The following is a 16825-nucleotide window of genomic DNA, read 5'->3' as shown; positions in this document are numbered from 1 at the left end:
ACCGTGTTCAATGGGGGCGTGCTGAGTTTGGCAGAGATCTCCGACCGCCTCGAGATCCAGCAGTTGCTGGTCGACTACGCCTCGGCGATCGATCAGCGCCGCTTCGACGACCTGGACCGGGTGTTCACCCCGGACGCCTACATCGACTACCGGGTCTCCGGGGGCGTCGACGGGCACTATCCGGAGGTCAAGGCGTGGCTGGGCGAGGTGCTCCCGAACTTCCCGGCCTACTCGCACATGCTGGGCAACTTCGACATCCGCGTCGACGGGGACACGGCCACGGCGCGCACCATCTGCTTCAACCCGTTGGTGTTCGACGAGACCACCAAGCAGGTGCTCTTCGTCGGGATCTGGTACTGCGACGAGCTGCTCCGCACCCCCGACGGGTGGCGCCTGACCCGTCGGGTGGAGGAGAAGTGCTTCGACAAGCTGCTGTGATTTCCACTCGGGCGGGCCGTTCTGGCACAATGGTCCGCTGTCTGCCCCGCGGCTTCCTCAGAAGGATGCGCCGCGCGGCGTCACACACGCGAGGCAAAACCGGATCGGGCAACCCGCCCGCATCGCTGAATTGCAGCGTGGCAATCGTAGGAGAAAAGACTTCACCATGGCTGTCAAGATCAAGCTCACCCGACTCGGGAAGATCCGCAATCCGCAGTACCGCATCGCGGTCGCCGATGCGCGCACCCGCCGCGACGGACGTTCCATCGAGGTCATCGGCCGGTACCACCCGAAGGAAGAGCCCAGCCTGATCGAGATCGACTCCGAGCGCGTGCAGTACTGGCTGAGCGTGGGCGCGCAGCCCACCGAGCCCGTGCTGGCACTGCTGAAGATCACCGGCGACTGGCAGAAGTTCAAGGGCCTGCCGGGCGCCGAGGGCACCCTGAAGGTCAAGGAGCCCAAGCCCAGCAAGCTGGACCTGTTCAACGCCGCGCTGGCCGAGGCCGACGGTGCCCCCAGCGGCGAGGCCACCACGCTGAAGAAGAAGAAGGCGCCGGCCAAGAAGGCTGAAGACAAGGCCGACGAGAAGGCCGGTGAGACTGCTGAGGCCGAGAAGGCCGAGACCGCCACCGAGGCGCCCGCAGAATGAGCACGGTCGTCGTCGACGCCGTTGAGCACCTGGTGCGCGGAATCGTCGACAACCCCGAAGACGTTCGCGTCGACATGGTCACCTCCCGCCGTGGTCGCACCGTCGAGGTGCATGTCCACCCCGACGACCTCGGCAAGGTGATCGGCCGGGGCGGACGCACCGCGACCGCCCTGCGCACCCTGGTCGCCGGAATCGGCGGTCGTGGTATCCGCGTCGACGTGGTGGACACCGACCAGTAGGTCCTGGTGCTCTCGTGGAGCTGGTAGTCGGTCGGGTCGCCAAGGCCCACGGCATCACCGGTGAGGTCGTCGTGGACATCCGCACCGATGATCCGGACGTTCGGTTTGCCCCCGGGAACACGCTGCGTGCCAAGGCCTCTCGCGGCGCTCCGGCCGGCAGCTACACCGTCGAGTCGGCGCGTACCCACGGCAACCGGCTGCTGGTGCGCCTGGCCGGGATCGGCGACCGCAACGCCGCCGAGGCGCTGCGCGGCACCCTGTTCGTGGTGGATTCCGCGGACCTGCCGCCCACCGCGGACCCCGAGGAGTACTACGACCACCAGCTCGAGAACCTCGCGGTGCGCACGGTCGACGGGGTCGAGGTCGGCACGGTCGCCGAGGTGCTGCACACCGCGGGTGGCGAACTACTGAGCGTGAAAACCCCGGCGGGGACCGAGATCCTGGTGCCGTTCGTCACCGCGATCGTGCCGACGGTGTCCCTGGCCGACGGGGTCATCGAGATCGATCCGCCGGACGGTCTGCTGGACCTGGAGTAGTGGCCGCCATGCGTATCGACGTCATCACCATCTTCCCGGACTACCTGCTGCCGCTGCGGCAGGCGTTGCCGGGCAAGGCGATCGAGGCCGGCATCGTCGACCTCGGCGTGCACGACCTGCGGCGCTGGACCCACGACGTGCACCGCTCGGTCGACGACTCGCCGTACGGCGGCGGGCCGGGCATGGTGATGAAGGCCCCGGTCTGGGGGTCGGCGCTGGACGAGATCTGTTCGCAAGATTCCCTTCTGGTGGTGCCGGCACCCGCCGGCAAGCTGTTCGACCAGGCCACCGCGGCGCGGTTCAGCACCGAGAAGCACCTGGTCTTCGCGTGCGGCCGCTACGAGGGCATCGATCAGCGGGTGGCCGAGGACGCCGCGCGCCGGATGCGCGTCGAGGAACTCTCGATCGGCGACTACGTGCTGGCCGGGGGCGAGTCCGCGGCGCTGGTGATGATCGAGGCCGTCGTCCGGCTGCTGCCCGACGTGCTGGGCAATCCCGCGTCACACCAAGAGGATTCGCACTCCGACGGCCTGCTGGAGGGGCCGAGCTACACCCGCCCACCGAGTTGGCGCGGCCTGGACGTGCCGGAGATCCTGCTCTCCGGTGACCACGCGAAGATCGCGGCCTGGCGCCACGAACAGTCGCTGCAACGCACCCGCGAACGCCGCCCGGACCTGCTGGACTGAGCCGCGCTCAGATCCGGCCGGTGGGGAAGATGGTCCGGATGGCGTCGGTGATGGTGTTGCGTGCGGTGGCGTCGTCGGTGGGCTGCAGCGCGTAGACCACCATCACGTAGCGGCGGTCGGCGCCGACGATGCCGCTGGACAGGTGCATCCAGTCGGGACCGATGCAGCACATCCAACCCTGTTTGACCGCAACGGGTTCGCCCGGCAGGCCGTCGGGAATGCCGAACCGCTGCGGATACCCGTCGATCCCCTCGGGCGTCGACTGGGCCAGGTCGTTGAGGATGATGTTGGCCCGCTCGGGCGGCAGTCCGCCGGAGCCGTCGAGCAGCTTGTCGTAGAACCGCACCAGATCCTCGGTCGTGCTGACGGTGTTCCACCAGCGCCCGTTGCTCGGCGGCGCGGTGGCGGCCAGGCCGTAGCGCGCGGCGACCCGGCCGATGATCTCCTCGCCGCCGCCGCGGTTCCAGAATTCCTCGGCCGCATTGTCGTCGGAGGACCGCAGCATGACGTCCAGCGATTCGCGGTCGGCCGCCGACAGGTCCGGCTCGCGCATCAACAGGTCGTCGGCGATGAACAGCTTGACCACCGACGCGGTGGCCAGCCCGGGCGCCCCGGCGGCGACCTGTCGGCCGGTCTGGCGGTCGAGCATCCGGAACGAGATGTCGGCGCCCCTCTCGGCGGCCTCCGCGACCGCCTGCTCGGCGCGGAGGGCCAGGTCGGCCAACGAGGCAGCGGCCGCAGCGGGCGGGGCCAGGGGGGTCGCGTCGGTGGGGGCGGCGGGGACCGCGGTCAGGCCGGGACCCTCGGGCTGGTGGCCCGGGTTGCCGTAGACGCGCGCCTCGCAACCCGCGCAGGTGGCCAGCAGTACCGCGATCGTCACAGTCGCGACAGCGCGACGCATCGTGGGCATCTCCTCACCGGACTCGGGCCGCGTAATGTCGTCGTAATGGCGTGGTCGCCCGCGTTTTCACCCTAATCCGCGCGGACCTGACGCGCGCCGTCGGTGGCGATTTCACTCCAGTGGGTCTGATCTGGCACAATTGAGCAGTTGTCCGCGCCTGCTGGTGTCTGCATCGGCGGCGCGAGAACCATGTGAGAACGTAATTTAGCCCGAACATCGGCTCGGCAACCGCATCGCTCCCACGAGCGGACGGTGCTGCAATGAGCCGCGACCGCAAGGAAGAGTCACCGATGAACACGCTGGACTTCGTCGACCAGGCGTCGCTGCGCGACGACATCCCGGCCTTCGGCGCCGGCGACACCGTGAACGTGCACGTGAAGGTCATCGAGGGCACCAAGGAACGTATCCAGGTCTTCAAGGGCGTCGTCATCCGCCGCCAGGGTGGCGGTGTCCGCGAGACGTTCACCGTCCGCAAGGAGAGCTACGGCGTCGGTGTCGAGCGCACCTTCCCGATCCACTCGCCCAACGTCGACCGCATCGAGGTGCTGACCCGCGGCGACGTGCGCCGGGCCAAGCTGTACTACCTGCGCGAACTGCGTGGCAAGAAGGCCAAGATCAAGGAGAAGCGCTGATCTTGCGCGACCCGCGCACGCTGCGCTGCGCGGTCGCCTTCGGCCCCTGGCTACGCTGATCCCGTGACCGACACCGAGGACTCGGCCGAATCTGCACGGCAGGCCCCGCCCCCCTCCGAGGGTGGCAACGAGGACGGCAGCGCGAAGACCAAGAAGCATTCCGCGCTTCGCGAAGCCGCGATCCTGGTGGTGATCGCGCTCGTTCTCTACTACGTGATGCTGACGTTCATCGCACGGCCCTACCTGATTCCCTCGGAGTCGATGGAGCCCACGCTGCACGGCTGCCCGGGGTGTGTGGGCGACCGGATCATGGTCGAGAAGCTGTCCTATCGGTTCACCGAACCGGGACCCGGCGACGTGGTGGTCTTCAAGGGCCCGCCGTCGTGGAACGTCGGCTATAAGTCGATCCGCTCGGACAACACCGCGATCCGCTGGGTGCAGGACGCACTGTCGGTCATCGGTTTCGTCCCGCCCGACCAGAACGACCTGGTGAAGCGGATCATCGCCGTCGGCGGACAGACCGTGCAGTGCCGCGCCGAGACGGGCCTGACCGTCGACGGCAAGCCGCTGCACGAGCCGTACCTGGACCCCGAGACCATGAACGCCGACCCGGCCATCTACCCCTGCCTGGGCAACGAGTTCGGCCCGGTGACGGTGCCCGACGAGCGGTTGTGGGTGATGGGGGACAACCGGACCCACTCGGCGGATTCGCGCGCCCACTGCACCAGCACGCCCGAGGACGCCCAGGAGGGGCTGATCTGCACGGGTGATCCGATGAACGGCACCATCCCGGTGGAGAACGTCATCGGTAAGGCGCAGTTCATCGCCTGGCCGCCGTCGCGGTGGGGCGGGGTGAACTCGGTCAACCCGCAGCAAGGCGGTTAGCGTGACCACCGTGTGGCCGCCGCGGGCGATCATCCGCAAGTCTTCCGGGATGCGCACCCTGGAGTCCGCGCTGTACCGCAGCGGGCTGGGCCCGGTGGCCGGGGTCGACGAGGTGGGTCGCGGCGCGTGCGCCGGTCCGCTGGTGGTGGCCGCCTGCGTGCTGGGTCCCAACCGGCGGGAGAGCCTGTCGCTGCTCGACGACTCCAAGCGCCTCACCGAGAAGCAGCGCGAACAGCTGTTCCCGCTGATCCGCCGGTACGCCTTGGCATTTCACATCGTCTTCATCGACTCCACCGAGGTGGACCGGCGCGGCGTGCACGTGGCCAACATTGAGGGGATGCGGCGGGCGGTGGCCGGGCTCTCGGTGCGCCCCGGCTACGTGCTCTCCGACGGCTTCCGGGTGCCCGGCCTGCCGGTGCCGTCGCTGCCGGTGATCGGCGGGGACGGGGCGGCGGCCTGCATCGCCGCGGCCAGCGTGCTGGCGAAGGTCAGCCGGGACCGGCTGATGGTCGAGATGGATTCGACCCATCCCGGCTATGGTTTCGCCGAGCACAAGGGCTACAGCACCCCCGGCCACAGCGCGGCGCTGGCCGAGCTGGGCCCGAGCCGTGCGCACCGGTATTCGTTCATCAACGTGCGCCGGCTCGCCGTACCGTGCGAGCCTGGGAACATCGATCGGACACGAGAAGGACTGCGAAACAGATGAGTGCTGAAGATCTCGAGAAGTACGAGACCGAGATGGAGCTCTCGCTGTACCGCGAGTACAAGGACATCGTCGGGCAGTTCAGCTACGTCGTGGAGACCGAGCGGCGGTTCTACCTGGCCAACAGCGTCGAGTTGATCCCGCGCAACGCCGACGGCGAGGTGTACTTCGAACTGCGGTTGGCCGACGCCTGGGTGTGGGACATGTACCGGCCGGCGCGCTTCGTCAAGCAGGTCCGCGTGATCACGTTCAAGGACGTCAACATCGAAGAGGTCGAGAAGCCCGAGCTGCGACTGCCCGAATAGGCCGCCGCCGCGGGCATACCATGTAGACCTGCCCCGATGACGTGGCGAAGGGAGCGGTCATGCTCACGCAATGGATCGAGCAGTGCACTGTCCAGCGGGTCTCGCTGCACGGCGGTCTGGTCCTCAATCTCGACGACTACAACGAACTGGTCATCTCCGGGCCGATGCGGCTGACGGTGCCTCCGGTGGGTCGCTACCCCGAGGAGCAGGTGCTGATCGACCCGACCAACGTGCCCGCGCAGCAGCGGCCGCTGCTGGATCTGGCCGGCGCGGTGTGCACCCACGCCCGGTGCGACGACGAGGGCTGTCTGCACCTGGGGTTCTCCCGGGGGCACCGCATCGACGTCGACCCGGACGAGCGCGCCACCGCGTGGGAGCTCTACGGCAAGTACCACGGCTACATGGCCTGCCTGCCGCACGGGCGGGTGCGGGTGGTGCGCCACGACATCGACGACGAGGACACCACCGCGATCCACTGATAATGCGCCGGGTGGAGTTCCGTTGGGGCGGTGGGCGTGCCGTCCTGTGGCGGCTGCCTCAGGAGTGCCAGAGATCCAGCGACTCCCAGTCTTGCGGCGTCCCCATCGACTTCAGGGTCAGGGCGCCCGAGGTTGGGAACTCCCGCAGTAGGTTGGCGACCTGCGGTGTCCACTCGTTGTCGGGTTCGATTGACGGCAGCAGATGGGCAATTACTGCCAGCGCGTTGTAGGTGCCGAAGGCACCCTTCGCGCTTTCTTCGTTTCGCAGGTGGTCGAGGACCGGAATCTGACCGACCTTTGGCCTGGACGGTGCGTTCTGGAGCTTGCGATTGAACAGCCGTGCGTGGTGCGCGGCTACGTTACGCACGTAATTCAGACTGGCAAGCCAGCTGGCCATGAGCTTTTTCGTCGGGACGTCGAAGACGGTGGCGATTTCTTCCGCTTCTTTCTGATTCATGCCCGTGTAGAGGAGGGAGAGATGACCGAGCTCGAGGATCTCGGTCAGAGCCCAGATCGGCATCCGACCGTCGTACTTCTCCCGAAAGTGCTCGACGAACTGCTCATCCGAACTGGCCCTGCGCACGTTGACCCGTTGTAGCCATTGCACGTGCTTGCTCGGCGCGGGCATGCGAGTGTCGGTGCTGGCCGCTGTGAATGTCGGAGTGAAGCAGCCAGGGTCCTCGTGGGCAAAGGGCGAGGAGCGCCCGAGAACATGCCCAATTCGCATCCGTACGGCGACCTCGATCCGCTCGACGCCTTCCATGACAAGCATCCGCAGCCGCCGATCGAAACTTATGATCTCCTCGGCGTGCCGGAGTGTCGTACCAGGCCGATAGCGGCTGAGAACGCGCGTTCGTGAGCGGCCATCGTCGTCGACGTACTGTTCGGACTCTCGAAAGGGATAGAGGTAGCCCGTGAGGCGGTAGTACCCGATCGCATGCAAGAAGGTGGACGCGCGACCGCGGTCGCCTACCTCTACTCCATGGTCGACCAGCCGTTCGATCTGCTCGCCGACGGACAGCCAGGGCTTCGTGTACTCCGCCATGTGCCTTTCCGGAAAGAAAATCAGCCCGCGCCTTTACGGCAACGGGCTGATCATGATGTGACCAAGATACCACTTCGGACTTCGTGGTCTTCGGGCCGATGCGGCTGGTCCAGCCCGGGCTGTGGATCGAGACCCGACTGTGGACAACAGCGCTTCCTGACCCGGAAAAGCCGATGAGGCGAGCACGCGATGTCGGGTGCTGCGCCCACCCTGGGTGCCATGACGACGTGGACGCGGGCCCAGCTGGGGGCGCTGGGGGAGCAACTGGCCGTTGAGCATCTGCAGAACCTGGGGTTGACCATCCTGGCGCGCAACTGGCGCTGCCGCTACGGCGAGCTCGATGTCATCGCCGTCGAGAACGGCTCCGGCACCGTGGTTTTCGTCGAGGTCAAGACACGCACCGGGGACGGCTTCGGCGGCCTGGCCGAGGCGGTGCCACCGCAGAAGGTGCGCCGGTTGCGCCGCCTGGCGGGCCTGTGGCTGGCCGGTCAGGACCGCCGGTATCGGGGTCTGCGCATCGACGTCATCGGGGTCCGGATCGGGCGGCGCCGCACCCCGGAGATCAACCATCTGCGGGGCGTGGCGTGATGGCGCTCGGACGGGCCTACTCGGTGGGCGTCACCGGATTGCAGGGCGAACTGGTGGAGATCGAGGCCGACATCACCTCCGGGTTGCCCGGCGTGCACCTGGTCGGTCTGCCCGACACGGCGGTGCAGGAGTCGCGCAACCGGGTCCGCTCGGCGGTGACCAACAGTGGCGGCGAGTGGCCGATGGCGCGACTGACCCTCGCGCTGTCGCCGGCGACGCTGCCGAAGATGGGCAGCGTCTACGACCTCGCCCTGGCCGCCTCGGTGTTATCGGCCAGCCAGAAGAAGTCGTGGCCGCACCTGGACAAGACGATCCTGCTCGGCGAGCTGGCCCTGGACGGCCGGGTGCGGCCGGTGCGCGGTGTGCTCCCGGCGGTGCTGGCGGCCCGCCGGGAGGGCTGGCCGGTGACGGTGGTGCCGATGGCGAACCTGGCGGAGGCCAGCCTGGTCGAGGGCATCGAGGTGCTCGGCGTCCGATCGCTGCGCCAATTGCAGGCCTGGTTGGCCGGCAAGGCGCGCCTGGCTGACCGGGTGGCAGTGGGAACCCCGGACGACGACGCCCTCGCGGATCTCGCCGAGGTGGTGGGGCAGACCCAGGCGCGCTACGCGGTGGAGGTCGCGGCCGCCGGCGGGCACAACCTGATGCTCACCGGGCCGCCGGGCATCGGGAAAACCATGCTGGCCCAGCGCCTTCCGGGACTGCTGCCGCCGCTGTCACCGGACGAGGCGCTGGAGGTCACGGCCATCCATTCGGTGGCCGGGCTGCTCTCGGAGGAGACCCCGCTGATCACCCGCCCGCCATTCGTGGCTCCCCATCACACCTCGAGCGTGGCGGCGCTGGTCGGCGGCGGTACGGGTCTTGCACGCCCGGGTGCGGTCAGCCAGGCCCACCGCGGGGTGTTGTTCCTCGACGAATGCGCGGAGATCGGGGTCAGCGTCATGGAGGCCCTGCGCACCCCGCTCGAGGAGGGGGAGATCCGGCTGGCGCGGCGCGACGGGGTGGCGCGGTACCCGGCCCGGTTTCAGTTGGTGCTGGCGGCGAACCTGTGCCCGTGCGCGCCCGCCGATCCGCAGGAGTGCCTCTGCCCCGGAGCGGTCAAGCGGCGCTATCTGGGCAAGCTGTCCGGGCCGCTGCTCGACCGCGTGGACCTGCGGGTTCAGATGCAGACGGCGCGCTCCGGCGCCCTCGGCGACGAGATCGGCGAGCCCACCGCCGCGGTGCGGGCACGGGTCGCCGCCGCGCGGGAGGCCGCGGCGCAACGCTGGCGCGTCCTGGGGGTGCGGACCAATGCCGAGGTGCCCGGACCGGTGCTGCGGCGCGGATTTCGGCCCGGCCGCGCCGCCATGGCCCCGGTGCGCACCGCGCTGGACCGCGGGTTGCTCAGCATCCGCGGGGTGGATCGCACACTGCGGGTCGCCTGGTCGCTGTGTGACCTGGCCGGCCGCACCTCGCCCAACCAGGAGGACATCACGGTGGCACTCGGGTTCCGGCAGCCGGGGTCGGTCCGATGACCGCCGACCAGCGACGTGCTTGGGCGTATCTGTCCCGGGTGGTGGAGCCACCGTGCCCACCGCTGGACGCGCTGGTGGCCGAGCGCGGCCCAGTGGAGGCCGCCGCGCTGGTGCGTCGCGGCGAGGTGCCCGACAAGCTGCGGGAGTTGACCGCCGCGCGGCGCGAACTGGACTGCACGGCAGCCGATCTGGAACTGCTGGACCGCCGCGGTGGGCGGCTGATCACCGCCGACGACGACGAGTGGCCGCAGTTGGTCTTCACGGTCTTCGGCGCCGACGCCATGCGGGACCGGCCGCGTGGCGGCGCGCCCCTGGTGTTGTGGGCGTTGGGGCCGGGCCGGCTCGACGACATCGCGTGGCGGTCGGCGGCGATCGTCGGGACCCGCGCGGCCACCGCCTACGGCGAGCACGTGGCCGCGGACCTGGCCACCGGGCTGGTTGAACACGAGGTGGCAGTGGTCTCCGGCGGGGCCTACGGGATCGACGGCGCTGCGCATCGCGCCGCCCTGGCCGGGGCCGGCACCACCGTCGCGGTGTTGGCCGGCGGAATCGACGTGTTCTACCCGGCCGGGCATTCGGCGCTGCTGCACCGCATCGCCACCTCGGGGCTGCTGCTGACCGAATATCCGCCGGGGGTGCGACCCGCGCGGCATCGCTTCCTCACGCGTAATCGACTGGTGGCGGCCGTCTCCGGGAGCACGGTGGTGGTGGAGGCGGGGCTGCGCAGCGGCGCGGCCAACACCGCGGCCTGGGCCGCCGCGATGGGCCGGGTGGTGTGCGCGGTGCCCGGCCCGGTGACCTCGGGGGCCTCCGCGGGCTGTCACCAGTTGCTGCGCCGCGGGGCGGAACTGGTGACCCGCCCGCAGGAGATCGTCGAGATCGTCGGCCGGATGGGTGAACTCGCCGAGGACCCGCAGCACCCGGTGTCCCCGCTGGACGGGCTGACCGAGGTCGAACGCACGGTGTTCGAGGCGCTGCCGGGCCGCGGTGGGGCCACCGTCGAACAGATCGCCGTGGCCGCGGCCCTGCCCGCCCAACAGATCCTGGCGCCGCTGACCACGCTGGAGATCGCGGGCCTGATCGAGCAGCGCGACGGGAGGTGGCGGATCGCGCGGCGGGCCGCCGGGTGAACGTCGTTCAGGTGCGCGCGGCGTAGGGCAGGTCCGTGCTGGTGTGGGGGTCCACGTCGACCGGGCGGCCGACGTAGGGAAAGGCGCGCTGCGCGCACGCCGGGCGGTCACAGACCTTGCAGCCGGCTCCGATGGGAACCCGGGTTCGGCTGTCGGTCACGTCGATACCTGCCGAGTACACCAGCTTGTCCGCCTGCCCTAGTTCACAGCCCAGACCGATGGCGAACGATTTCCGTGGTCCCAGATAATGATTCGGCGACGCCTCGGTGGTTCGGGCGATCCATAGGTAGGAGCGTCCGTCGGGCATCTCCGCGACCTGGGTGATGAATTCGCCCGGGCGTCCGAACGCATGGTGCACGACCCACAGCGGACAGCTACCCCCGACGCGGGAGAAGTGAAACGCCGTCGCGGACTGCCGCTTCGAGATGTTGCCGGCCGCGTCGGCCCGCACGAAGATGAACGGCACGCCGCGGGCATCGGGGCGTTGCAGCGTCGAGAGCCGGTGGCAGATGGTCTCGAACCCGACTTCGAATTGCCGGGCGAGGCGGTCGATGTCGTAGCGCTGCGTCTCGGCGGCACGCAGGAACTGGCGGTAGGGCAGCAGCAGGGCGCCGGCGAAGTAGTTCGCCAGCCCGATCCGGGCCACCTCGCGGGCCTCGTGGGACAGGCGGTCGTCGCCGGCCAGGACCGCGTCGAACAACTCGCCGTGGTCCAGCAACGCCAACTGGGTCGCCAGTTGAAATGCGCGTTGGCCCGGCCGCAGCCAGCGGGCGATGTGCAACGTCCTGGCGACCGAGTGATAGCGCCGCTTGGCGTGGACGCCCAGAGCGTCGCCGTCGTCGAGGATCACCGTGATGCCGTGCTGTTCGGCGAGCACGGCGATCAGCTGGGTGTCGAGTTCGCCGATGCGCAGGCCGTTGTCGTCGAACACCTGCTCTGCCGCCCGGTCGATGGCGTCGAGGTAGTTCTTCCGGTCGTAGAAGAAGTCGCGCACCTCCTCGAACGGCATCGGTTGGGCGAGTGCATCATTGGTGTCGGTGGTGGCCCGTCCGCGCAGCGCCTCGACCTCGGCGGTGGTCGCGGCCAGCCGCCGATGCAGCGCCACGATGGCGTCACCGACCTCGGGCATGCGGGCGGCCAACTCCTCGATCTGCGGGGCGGTGGCCGGACTTTCGGCCAAGCTCTCGCGCAGATCCGCGATCAACCGGGCATCATTGTCGGCGGCGAAGTAGTGACTGGGTAGTGCGAAACGGTCGGTCAGCGCGAGGAGGACCGAGACGGTGATCGGGCGCTGATCGTTCTCGAGTTGGTTGACGTAGCTGGTGGACAACCCCACGGCCCGCGCCAGCCCGACCTGCGTCAGGCCGTGTTCCTCCCGCAGGCGGCGCAACCGTGCGCCCACGAAGGTTCGAGCCATGCAGCCACCCTAGCGGGCCGCCGTTACGCAAGGTTCGCAAAAGTGCCGATCTCAGGACACAAAAATACGCATTTACAGGGGCTTTTGCCGCTCGTGGCGGCTGCGTACGGTGCGGATTATGCAGATTCACGAGGTACGTACCCGACGCAGTGCCGAGGACTTCCCCCGCACCGAACACCTGGCTTGGAAGATCGCCGAGGTGGCCGCCGACCCGGTCGCCGTCCCGGCGGACACGCAGGAGATGGTGCTCAACCGCATCATCGACAATGCGGCCGTCTCCGCGGCCTCGGTGACCCGGGGACCGGTCACCGTCGCGCGGGTGCAGGCCCAGGCGCATCGGGCCAAGTACGGGGCCGGGGTCTTCGGCATCCCGGGCACCTATTCGCCCGAATGGGCGGCCTGGGCCAACGGCGTGGCGGTGCGTGAACTGGACTTCCACGACACCTTCCTGGCCGCCGACTACTCCCACCCCGGCGACAACATCCCACCGTTGGTCGCGGTCGCGCAGCAACTCGACGTCCGCGGATCCGATCTGATCCGCGGCCTGGCGACCGCCTACGAAATCCAGATCAATCTGGTTCGGGGAATCTGCCTGCACGAGCACAAGATCGATCACGTCGCGCACCTCGGTGCGGCGTCCGCGGCCGGCATCGGCACCATGCTGCGTCTCAACCCGGCCACCATCTACGACGCCATCGGACAGGCGTTGCACCTGACGACGGCCACCCGGCAGTCCCGAAAGGGACTGATCTCCAGCTGGAAGGCGTATGCGCCGGCGTACGCGGGCAAGGTGGCCATCGAGGCGGTGGACCGCGCGATGCGCGGCGAGGGCTCACCCGCCCCGATCTGGGAGGGCGAGGACGGCGTCATCGCCTGGCTGCTGTCCGGTCCGGAACACACTTACCGGGTGCCGCTGCCGGGACCGGGGGAGCCGAAGCGGGCCATCCTGGACAGCTACACCAAGGAACATTCGGCCGAGTACCAGAGTCAGGCGCCCATCGACCTGGCCCGGCGCATGCGCGAGCGGATCGGCGACCTGGAGCAGATCGCCAGCATCACCCTGCACACCAGCCATCACACCCACGTGGTGATCGGCACCGGCTCCAACGACCCGCAGAAGTTCGATCCCGATGCTTCCCGCGAGACCCTGGACCACTCCGTGATGTACATCTTCGCCGTCGCGCTGCAGGACGGCACCTGGCATCACGAGCGGTCCTACGCCCCCGAACGGGCACATCGGCCCGACACCATCGCCCTGTGGCGCAAGATCTCCACGGTCGAGGATCCGGAGTGGACGCGCCGCTACCACAGCAGCGACCCCGCCGAGAAGGCCTTCGGTGCGCGCGCGGAGATCACCCTCGCGAGCGGCGAGGTGATCGTCGACGAACTTGCCGTCGCCGATGCGCACCCGCTGGGAGCCCGACCGTTTGCCCGCGAGCAGTACGTCGCCAAGTTCACCGAACTGGCCGAGGGCGTCGTGGAACCCGAAGAGCAACGCCGTTTCCTCTCGGTCGTCGACAGCGTGCCCGATTTGAAGCCCGGCGGCCTCGACGAGCTCAACATCCGGGTGAACTCGCGGGTGCTGGACAAGGCGCCGACCGTCGGCTCGGGGATCTTCCGATGACCGGTCTGCTCGGCGCCGCGGCCGCCCCGGCCGACAAGCGCTGGCGGTTCCGGCAGGCACTGGAATCCGGGCGGCTGCAACGGTTCCCGGGCGCCTTCTCGCCGCTGGTGGCCAAGCTGATCGCCGAGATCGGCTTCGACGGGGTTTACGTCTCCGGGGCGGTGCTCTCCGCCGATCTCGGCCTGCCCGACATCGGCTTGACCACACTGACCGAGGTGGCGGCGCGCGGGGCGCAGATCGCTGGGGTCACCAACCTGCCGACGTTCATCGATGCCGACACCGGCTTCGGGGAACCGATGAGCGCAGCGCGCACCGTCACGGTGCTCGAAGACGCCGGCCTGGCCGGCTGCCACCTCGAGGATCAGGTCAACCCCAAGCGGTGCGGTCATCTCGACGGTAAGGCGGTCGTGGAGACCGCCGAGATGGCCCAACGGCTTCGCGCCGCGGTCTCCGCGCGGCGCGACCCGAACTTCATCATGTGCGCGCGCACCGACGCCGCCGGAATCGAAGGTATCGGGTCGGCCATCGACCGGGCCAAGGCCTACGCGGACGCCGGGGCGGATCTCATCTTCACCGAGGCGCTGCGCACGCCGGCGGAGTTCGAGCAGTTCCGTGCCGCCGTCGACACACCGCTGCTGGCCAACATGACGGAGTTCGGCAAATCCGAACTGCTCACCGCGAACCAGCTGACCGACCTCGGGTACAACGTGGTCATCTACCCCGTGACCACCCTGCGTCTGGCCATGTACGCCGTCGAGCAGGGCCTGCGCGAGATCGACTCGGCGGGAACGCAATCCGGGCTGCTCGACACGATGCAGCATCGCAGCCGACTCTACGAGTTGCTGCGATACGGCGATTACAACCAGTTCGATACCGACATCTTCAATTTCACGCTGCAAGGAGGCTCGCGATGATCCACAAGGGTTTGGCGGGTGTGGTGGTCGACACGACGGCCATCTCCAAGGTGGTACCGGAAACCAACTCCCTGACCTACCGCGGCTACCCCGTGCAGGATCTGGCGGCGCGGTGCAGTTTCGAACAGGTCGCCTACCTGCTCTGGTATGGCGAGTTGCCCACCGAACAACAACTGGAACTGTTCTGCCAACGCGAACGTGCCGCCCGGCGGATCGACCGCTCGATGCAGTCGCTGCTGGCCAAACTGCCCGACAACTGCCACCCGATGGACGTGGTGCGCACCGCGATCAGCTATCTGGGTGCCGAGGACCCGGACGAAGATGACAACAGCGCGTCGGCCAACATGGCGAAGTCACTGCGCATGTTCGCGGTTCTGCCCACCATCGTCGCCGCCGATATGCGCCGTCGTCGAGGGTTGGATCCGATTGCCCCGCACAGCCAACTCGGTTACGCCGAGAACTTTATGCACATGTGCTTCGGCGAGATGGCAGCGCCGGCGGTGGTCGAGGCCTTCGAACAGTCCATGGTGCTCTACGCCGAACACAGCTTCAACGCCTCCACCTTTGCCGCCCGAGTGGTGACCTCCACCCAATCGGACATCTACAGCGCGGTCACCGCGGCCATCGGCGCGCTCAAGGGGTCCCTGCACGGGGGCGCGAACGAGGCCGTCATGCACGACATGCTCGAGATCGGGACGCCGGAACGCGCGTCGGAATGGTTGCACGGCAAGCTGTCCCGCAAGGAGAAGGTGATGGGCTTCGGGCATCGGGTGTACAAGAACGGCGACTCCCGCGTGCCGACGATGAAGACTGCGTTGATCCGCATCGCCGCCGTGCGAAACGGACAGAACTGGCTGGACATCTACAACGCGCTGGAAGGCGCGATGGCTGCGACCACCGGCATCAAACCGAATCTGGACTTCCCGACCGGACCGGCCTACTACCTGATGGGCTTCGACATCCCCAGCTTCACGCCGCTGTTCGTGATGAGTCGGATCACCGGGTGGACGGCCCACATCATGGAGCAGGCCGCCTCCAACGCGCTGATCCGGCCGCTGAGCGAGTATTCGGGTCAGCCGCAACGCGTGCTCGCCTGAGCCAGGCGGAAAGGACACCAGCGTGTTTTTCGCACCGGGTTTCCCGCTCGGTGTCCGCGTCGAAACTGCCTGCTCGCCGCGGACAAACCAGTTGCGTGGCCGAGGATGTCCCGCTGCGCTCGTATAGAGTCGCGGACAGCAGAGTGCTGTGAGAAGACGATTTGCGGGAGGCGCTGTGGCTGGTCGGCCGTTGCATTCATTCGAGGTGGTCCGGACCGAACAGCTGACGCCGCACATGGTGCGAGTCGTGCTGGGCGGCAAGGGGTTCGACACCTTCACCGTCGGTGAGTTCACCGACTCCTACGTCAAGATCGCCTTCGTGCCCGCCGGGGTCGACGTCGATGCGTTGCCGCGACCGCTGACGATGGACAGCTTCTCGGAGCTGCCCACCAACCTGCAGCCCACGTTGCGTACCTACACCGTGCGCAAGGCCGACCCGGCCGCGCGCGAGCTCACCATCGACTTCGTCGTGCACGGCGACCACGGCGTGGCGGGGCCCTGGGCGGCCACCGCGCAACCCGGGGAACCGGTCTACCTGTCGGGCCCCGGCGGGGCGTACGCCCCGGACCCGGCGGCGGACTGGCACCTGCTGGCCGGCGACGAGGCCGCCCTGCCGGCCATCAGCGCGGCCCTCGAGGCGCTGCCCGCCGACGCGGTGGGCTACGCGTTCATCGAGGTCGCCGAACACGCCGACGAACTGGAACTCACCGCCCCCGAGGGCGTCACGGTGCGCTGGGTGTACCGCGGCGGCCGGGCGGACCTGGTGTCCGATGAGCAGGCCGGCGACAACGCGCCGCTGATCGACGTGGTCAAGGGCGCGCCGTGGCTGCCCGGGCAGGTGCAGGTGTTCATCCACGGCGAGGCGCAGGCCGTCATGCAGAACCTGCGGGCCTACATCCGCAAGGAACGGGAGGTCCCGGCGAAGTGGGCGTCGTCGATCTCCGGCTACTGGCGCCGCGGCCGCACCGAGGAGACCTTCCGGCAGTGGAAACGCGAACTCGCCGCGGCCGAAGAGGCCGATTCCGCCGGAAATCTGCAACGGTAGG

Annotated in this window: 20 protein-coding genes; 17 read left to right on the top strand and 3 right to left on the bottom strand. The window is 68.6% G+C overall.

Features of this window, described 5'->3' with window-relative positions:
• Positions 1 to 18: 18 nt before the first annotated feature.
• The 5 genes from EL338_RS15075 to trmD all read left to right on the top strand — a co-directional run bounded on the left by EL338_RS15075 (position 19) and on the right by trmD (position 2548).
• Positions 19 to 438, top strand: a complete 420-nt coding sequence (locus EL338_RS15075) for a nuclear transport factor 2 family protein (RefSeq protein ID WP_126334490.1) — start codon at positions 19 to 21, stop codon at positions 436 to 438.
• A 166-nt stretch (positions 439 to 604) separates the two neighbouring features.
• Complete coding sequence (gene rpsP / locus EL338_RS15070) at positions 605 to 1087, top strand: 30S ribosomal protein S16 (RefSeq protein ID WP_126334489.1); 483 nt, start codon at positions 605 to 607, stop codon at positions 1085 to 1087.
• Positions 1084 to 1326 (top strand): RNA-binding protein, encoded by a 243-nt coding sequence (locus EL338_RS15065; RefSeq protein ID WP_085102554.1) that lies wholly within the window; start codon positions 1084 to 1086, stop codon positions 1324 to 1326. The genes rpsP and EL338_RS15065 overlap by 4 nt, the downstream gene beginning before the upstream one ends.
• Before the next feature lie 14 nt (positions 1327 to 1340).
• Positions 1341 to 1862 carry a ribosome maturation factor RimM gene (gene rimM / locus EL338_RS15060; protein ID WP_126334488.1) on the top strand — a complete coding sequence of 174 codons (522 nt, stop codon included), beginning with the start codon at positions 1341 to 1343 and terminating at the stop codon, positions 1860 to 1862.
• 8 nt (positions 1863 to 1870) lie between these two features.
• The gene (trmD, locus tag EL338_RS15055) at positions 1871 to 2548 is read left to right on the top strand and encodes a tRNA (guanosine(37)-N1)-methyltransferase TrmD (protein ID WP_126334487.1); all 678 of its coding nucleotides are present in this window, start codon (positions 1871 to 1873) and stop codon (positions 2546 to 2548) included.
• Positions 2549 to 2555: 7 nt separating this feature from the next.
• On the opposite strand, the gene EL338_RS15050 is transcribed toward trmD, so the two are convergent.
• On the bottom strand, positions 2556 to 3458 hold the full coding sequence (locus EL338_RS15050; protein WP_372942702.1) for a serine hydrolase: 903 nt from the start codon (positions 3456 to 3458) through the stop codon (positions 2556 to 2558).
• A gap of 281 nt (positions 3459 to 3739) precedes the next feature.
• Between EL338_RS15050 and rplS the strand changes: the two genes are divergently transcribed.
• The 5 genes from rplS (at position 3740) to EL338_RS15025 (ending at position 6453) form a co-directional block, all read left to right on the top strand.
• Positions 3740 to 4081 carry a 50S ribosomal protein L19 gene (rplS, locus tag EL338_RS15045; RefSeq protein WP_126336881.1) on the top strand — a complete coding sequence of 114 codons (342 nt, stop codon included), beginning with the start codon at positions 3740 to 3742 and terminating at the stop codon, positions 4079 to 4081.
• 63 nt (positions 4082 to 4144) lie between these two features.
• Entirely contained in the window at positions 4145 to 4966 is an 822-nt protein-coding gene (lepB, locus tag EL338_RS15040; protein WP_126334485.1) for a signal peptidase I, read from the top strand.
• A gap of 1 nt (position 4967) precedes the next feature.
• Entirely contained in the window at positions 4968 to 5672 is a 705-nt protein-coding gene (locus EL338_RS15035; RefSeq protein WP_126334484.1) for a ribonuclease HII, read from the top strand.
• On the top strand, positions 5669 to 5974 hold the full coding sequence (locus EL338_RS15030) for a DUF2469 domain-containing protein (RefSeq protein ID WP_003893809.1): 306 nt from the start codon (positions 5669 to 5671) through the stop codon (positions 5972 to 5974). The genes EL338_RS15035 and EL338_RS15030 overlap by 4 nt, the downstream gene beginning before the upstream one ends.
• A gap of 59 nt (positions 5975 to 6033) precedes the next feature.
• Positions 6034 to 6453 (top strand): DUF6188 family protein, encoded by a 420-nt coding sequence (locus EL338_RS15025; protein ID WP_126334483.1) that lies wholly within the window; start codon positions 6034 to 6036, stop codon positions 6451 to 6453.
• Positions 6454 to 6511: 58 nt separating this feature from the next.
• Here EL338_RS15025 and EL338_RS15020 read toward each other — a convergent pair whose 3' ends face one another.
• On the bottom strand, positions 6512 to 7498 hold the full coding sequence (locus tag EL338_RS15020) for an Abi family protein (RefSeq protein WP_126334482.1): 987 nt from the start codon (positions 7496 to 7498) through the stop codon (positions 6512 to 6514).
• A 219-nt stretch (positions 7499 to 7717) separates the two neighbouring features.
• On the opposite strand from EL338_RS15020, the gene EL338_RS15015 reads away from it, so the two are divergent.
• Genes EL338_RS15015 through dprA form a run of 3 tightly spaced genes read left to right on the top strand, consistent with a single transcriptional unit; the run spans position 7718 to position 10727 of the window.
• Positions 7718 to 8086 (top strand): YraN family protein, encoded by a 369-nt coding sequence (locus EL338_RS15015; protein ID WP_126334481.1) that lies wholly within the window; start codon positions 7718 to 7720, stop codon positions 8084 to 8086.
• Complete coding sequence (locus EL338_RS15010) at positions 8086 to 9597, top strand: YifB family Mg chelatase-like AAA ATPase (RefSeq protein WP_126334480.1); 1512 nt, start codon at positions 8086 to 8088, stop codon at positions 9595 to 9597. The genes EL338_RS15015 and EL338_RS15010 overlap by 1 nt, the downstream gene beginning before the upstream one ends.
• Positions 9594 to 10727: a DNA-processing protein DprA gene (gene dprA, locus EL338_RS15005; RefSeq protein ID WP_126334479.1), complete on the top strand. Its 1134-nt coding sequence runs from the start codon at positions 9594 to 9596 to the stop codon at positions 10725 to 10727. The genes EL338_RS15010 and dprA overlap by 4 nt, the downstream gene beginning before the upstream one ends.
• Positions 10728 to 10734: 7 nt before the next feature.
• Here dprA and EL338_RS15000 read toward each other — a convergent pair whose 3' ends face one another.
• Positions 10735 to 12144 (bottom strand): short-chain fatty acyl-CoA regulator family protein, encoded by a 1410-nt coding sequence (locus EL338_RS15000; RefSeq protein ID WP_126334478.1) that lies wholly within the window; start codon positions 12142 to 12144, stop codon positions 10735 to 10737.
• Between the two features lie 118 nt (positions 12145 to 12262).
• Between EL338_RS15000 and prpD the strand changes: the two genes are divergently transcribed.
• The 4 genes from prpD to EL338_RS14980 all read left to right on the top strand — a co-directional run bounded on the left by prpD (position 12263) and on the right by EL338_RS14980 (position 16824).
• Positions 12263 to 13768, top strand: coding sequence for a 2-methylcitrate dehydratase PrpD (gene prpD, locus EL338_RS14995; protein WP_179967210.1), 1506 nt, complete (start codon positions 12263 to 12265; stop codon positions 13766 to 13768).
• The gene (gene prpB / locus EL338_RS14990) at positions 13765 to 14682 is read left to right on the top strand and encodes a methylisocitrate lyase (RefSeq protein ID WP_126334476.1); all 918 of its coding nucleotides are present in this window, start codon (positions 13765 to 13767) and stop codon (positions 14680 to 14682) included. The genes prpD and prpB overlap by 4 nt, the downstream gene beginning before the upstream one ends.
• The gene (locus tag EL338_RS14985; protein ID WP_126334475.1) at positions 14679 to 15779 is read left to right on the top strand and encodes a bifunctional 2-methylcitrate synthase/citrate synthase; all 1101 of its coding nucleotides are present in this window, start codon (positions 14679 to 14681) and stop codon (positions 15777 to 15779) included. The genes prpB and EL338_RS14985 overlap by 4 nt, the downstream gene beginning before the upstream one ends.
• Before the next feature lie 175 nt (positions 15780 to 15954).
• A complete protein-coding gene (locus EL338_RS14980) occupies positions 15955 to 16824 on the top strand; it encodes a siderophore-interacting protein (RefSeq protein WP_126334474.1) in 870 nt (289 codons plus the stop codon).
• Position 16825 lies beyond the last annotated feature (1 nt).

The sequence above is a fragment of the Mycolicibacterium chitae genome (assembly GCF_900637205.1).
Classification (GTDB): Bacteria; Actinomycetota; Actinomycetes; order Mycobacteriales; family Mycobacteriaceae; genus Mycobacterium; species Mycobacterium chitae.
This window is presented reverse-complemented; position numbering and strand designations above follow the sequence as displayed.

What these genes read in the sequence shown, in the direction of transcription:
- rpsP (WP_126334489.1), top strand. Translation starts at nt 605, where the DNA reads ATGGCTGTCAAGATCAAGCTCACCCGACTCGGGAAGATCCGCAATCCG.
- EL338_RS15065 (WP_085102554.1), top strand. Translation starts at nt 1,084, where the DNA reads ATGAGCACGGTCGTCGTCGACGCCGTTGAGCACCTGGTGCGCGGAATC.
- trmD (WP_126334487.1), top strand. Translation starts at nt 1,871, where the DNA reads ATGCGTATCGACGTCATCACCATCTTCCCGGACTACCTGCTGCCGCTG.
- EL338_RS15050 (WP_372942702.1), bottom strand. Translation starts at nt 3,458, where the DNA reads ATGCCCACGATGCGTCGCGCTGTCGCGACTGTGACGATCGCGGTACTG.
- rplS (WP_126336881.1), top strand. Translation starts at nt 3,740, where the DNA reads ATGAACACGCTGGACTTCGTCGACCAGGCGTCGCTGCGCGACGACATC.
- EL338_RS15030 (WP_003893809.1), top strand. Translation starts at nt 5,669, where the DNA reads ATGAGTGCTGAAGATCTCGAGAAGTACGAGACCGAGATGGAGCTCTCG.
- EL338_RS15025 (WP_126334483.1), top strand. Translation starts at nt 6,034, where the DNA reads ATGCTCACGCAATGGATCGAGCAGTGCACTGTCCAGCGGGTCTCGCTG.
- EL338_RS15020 (WP_126334482.1), bottom strand. Translation starts at nt 7,498, where the DNA reads ATGGCGGAGTACACGAAGCCCTGGCTGTCCGTCGGCGAGCAGATCGAA.
- EL338_RS15015 (WP_126334481.1), top strand. Translation starts at nt 7,718, where the DNA reads ATGACGACGTGGACGCGGGCCCAGCTGGGGGCGCTGGGGGAGCAACTG.
- EL338_RS15010 (WP_126334480.1), top strand. Translation starts at nt 8,086, where the DNA reads ATGGCGCTCGGACGGGCCTACTCGGTGGGCGTCACCGGATTGCAGGGC.
- dprA (WP_126334479.1), top strand. Translation starts at nt 9,594, where the DNA reads ATGACCGCCGACCAGCGACGTGCTTGGGCGTATCTGTCCCGGGTGGTG.
- EL338_RS15000 (WP_126334478.1), bottom strand. Translation starts at nt 12,144, where the DNA reads ATGGCTCGAACCTTCGTGGGCGCACGGTTGCGCCGCCTGCGGGAGGAA.
- prpD (WP_179967210.1), top strand. Translation starts at nt 12,263, where the DNA reads ATGCAGATTCACGAGGTACGTACCCGACGCAGTGCCGAGGACTTCCCC.
- prpB (WP_126334476.1), top strand. Translation starts at nt 13,765, where the DNA reads ATGACCGGTCTGCTCGGCGCCGCGGCCGCCCCGGCCGACAAGCGCTGG.
- EL338_RS14985 (WP_126334475.1), top strand. Translation starts at nt 14,679, where the DNA reads ATGATCCACAAGGGTTTGGCGGGTGTGGTGGTCGACACGACGGCCATC.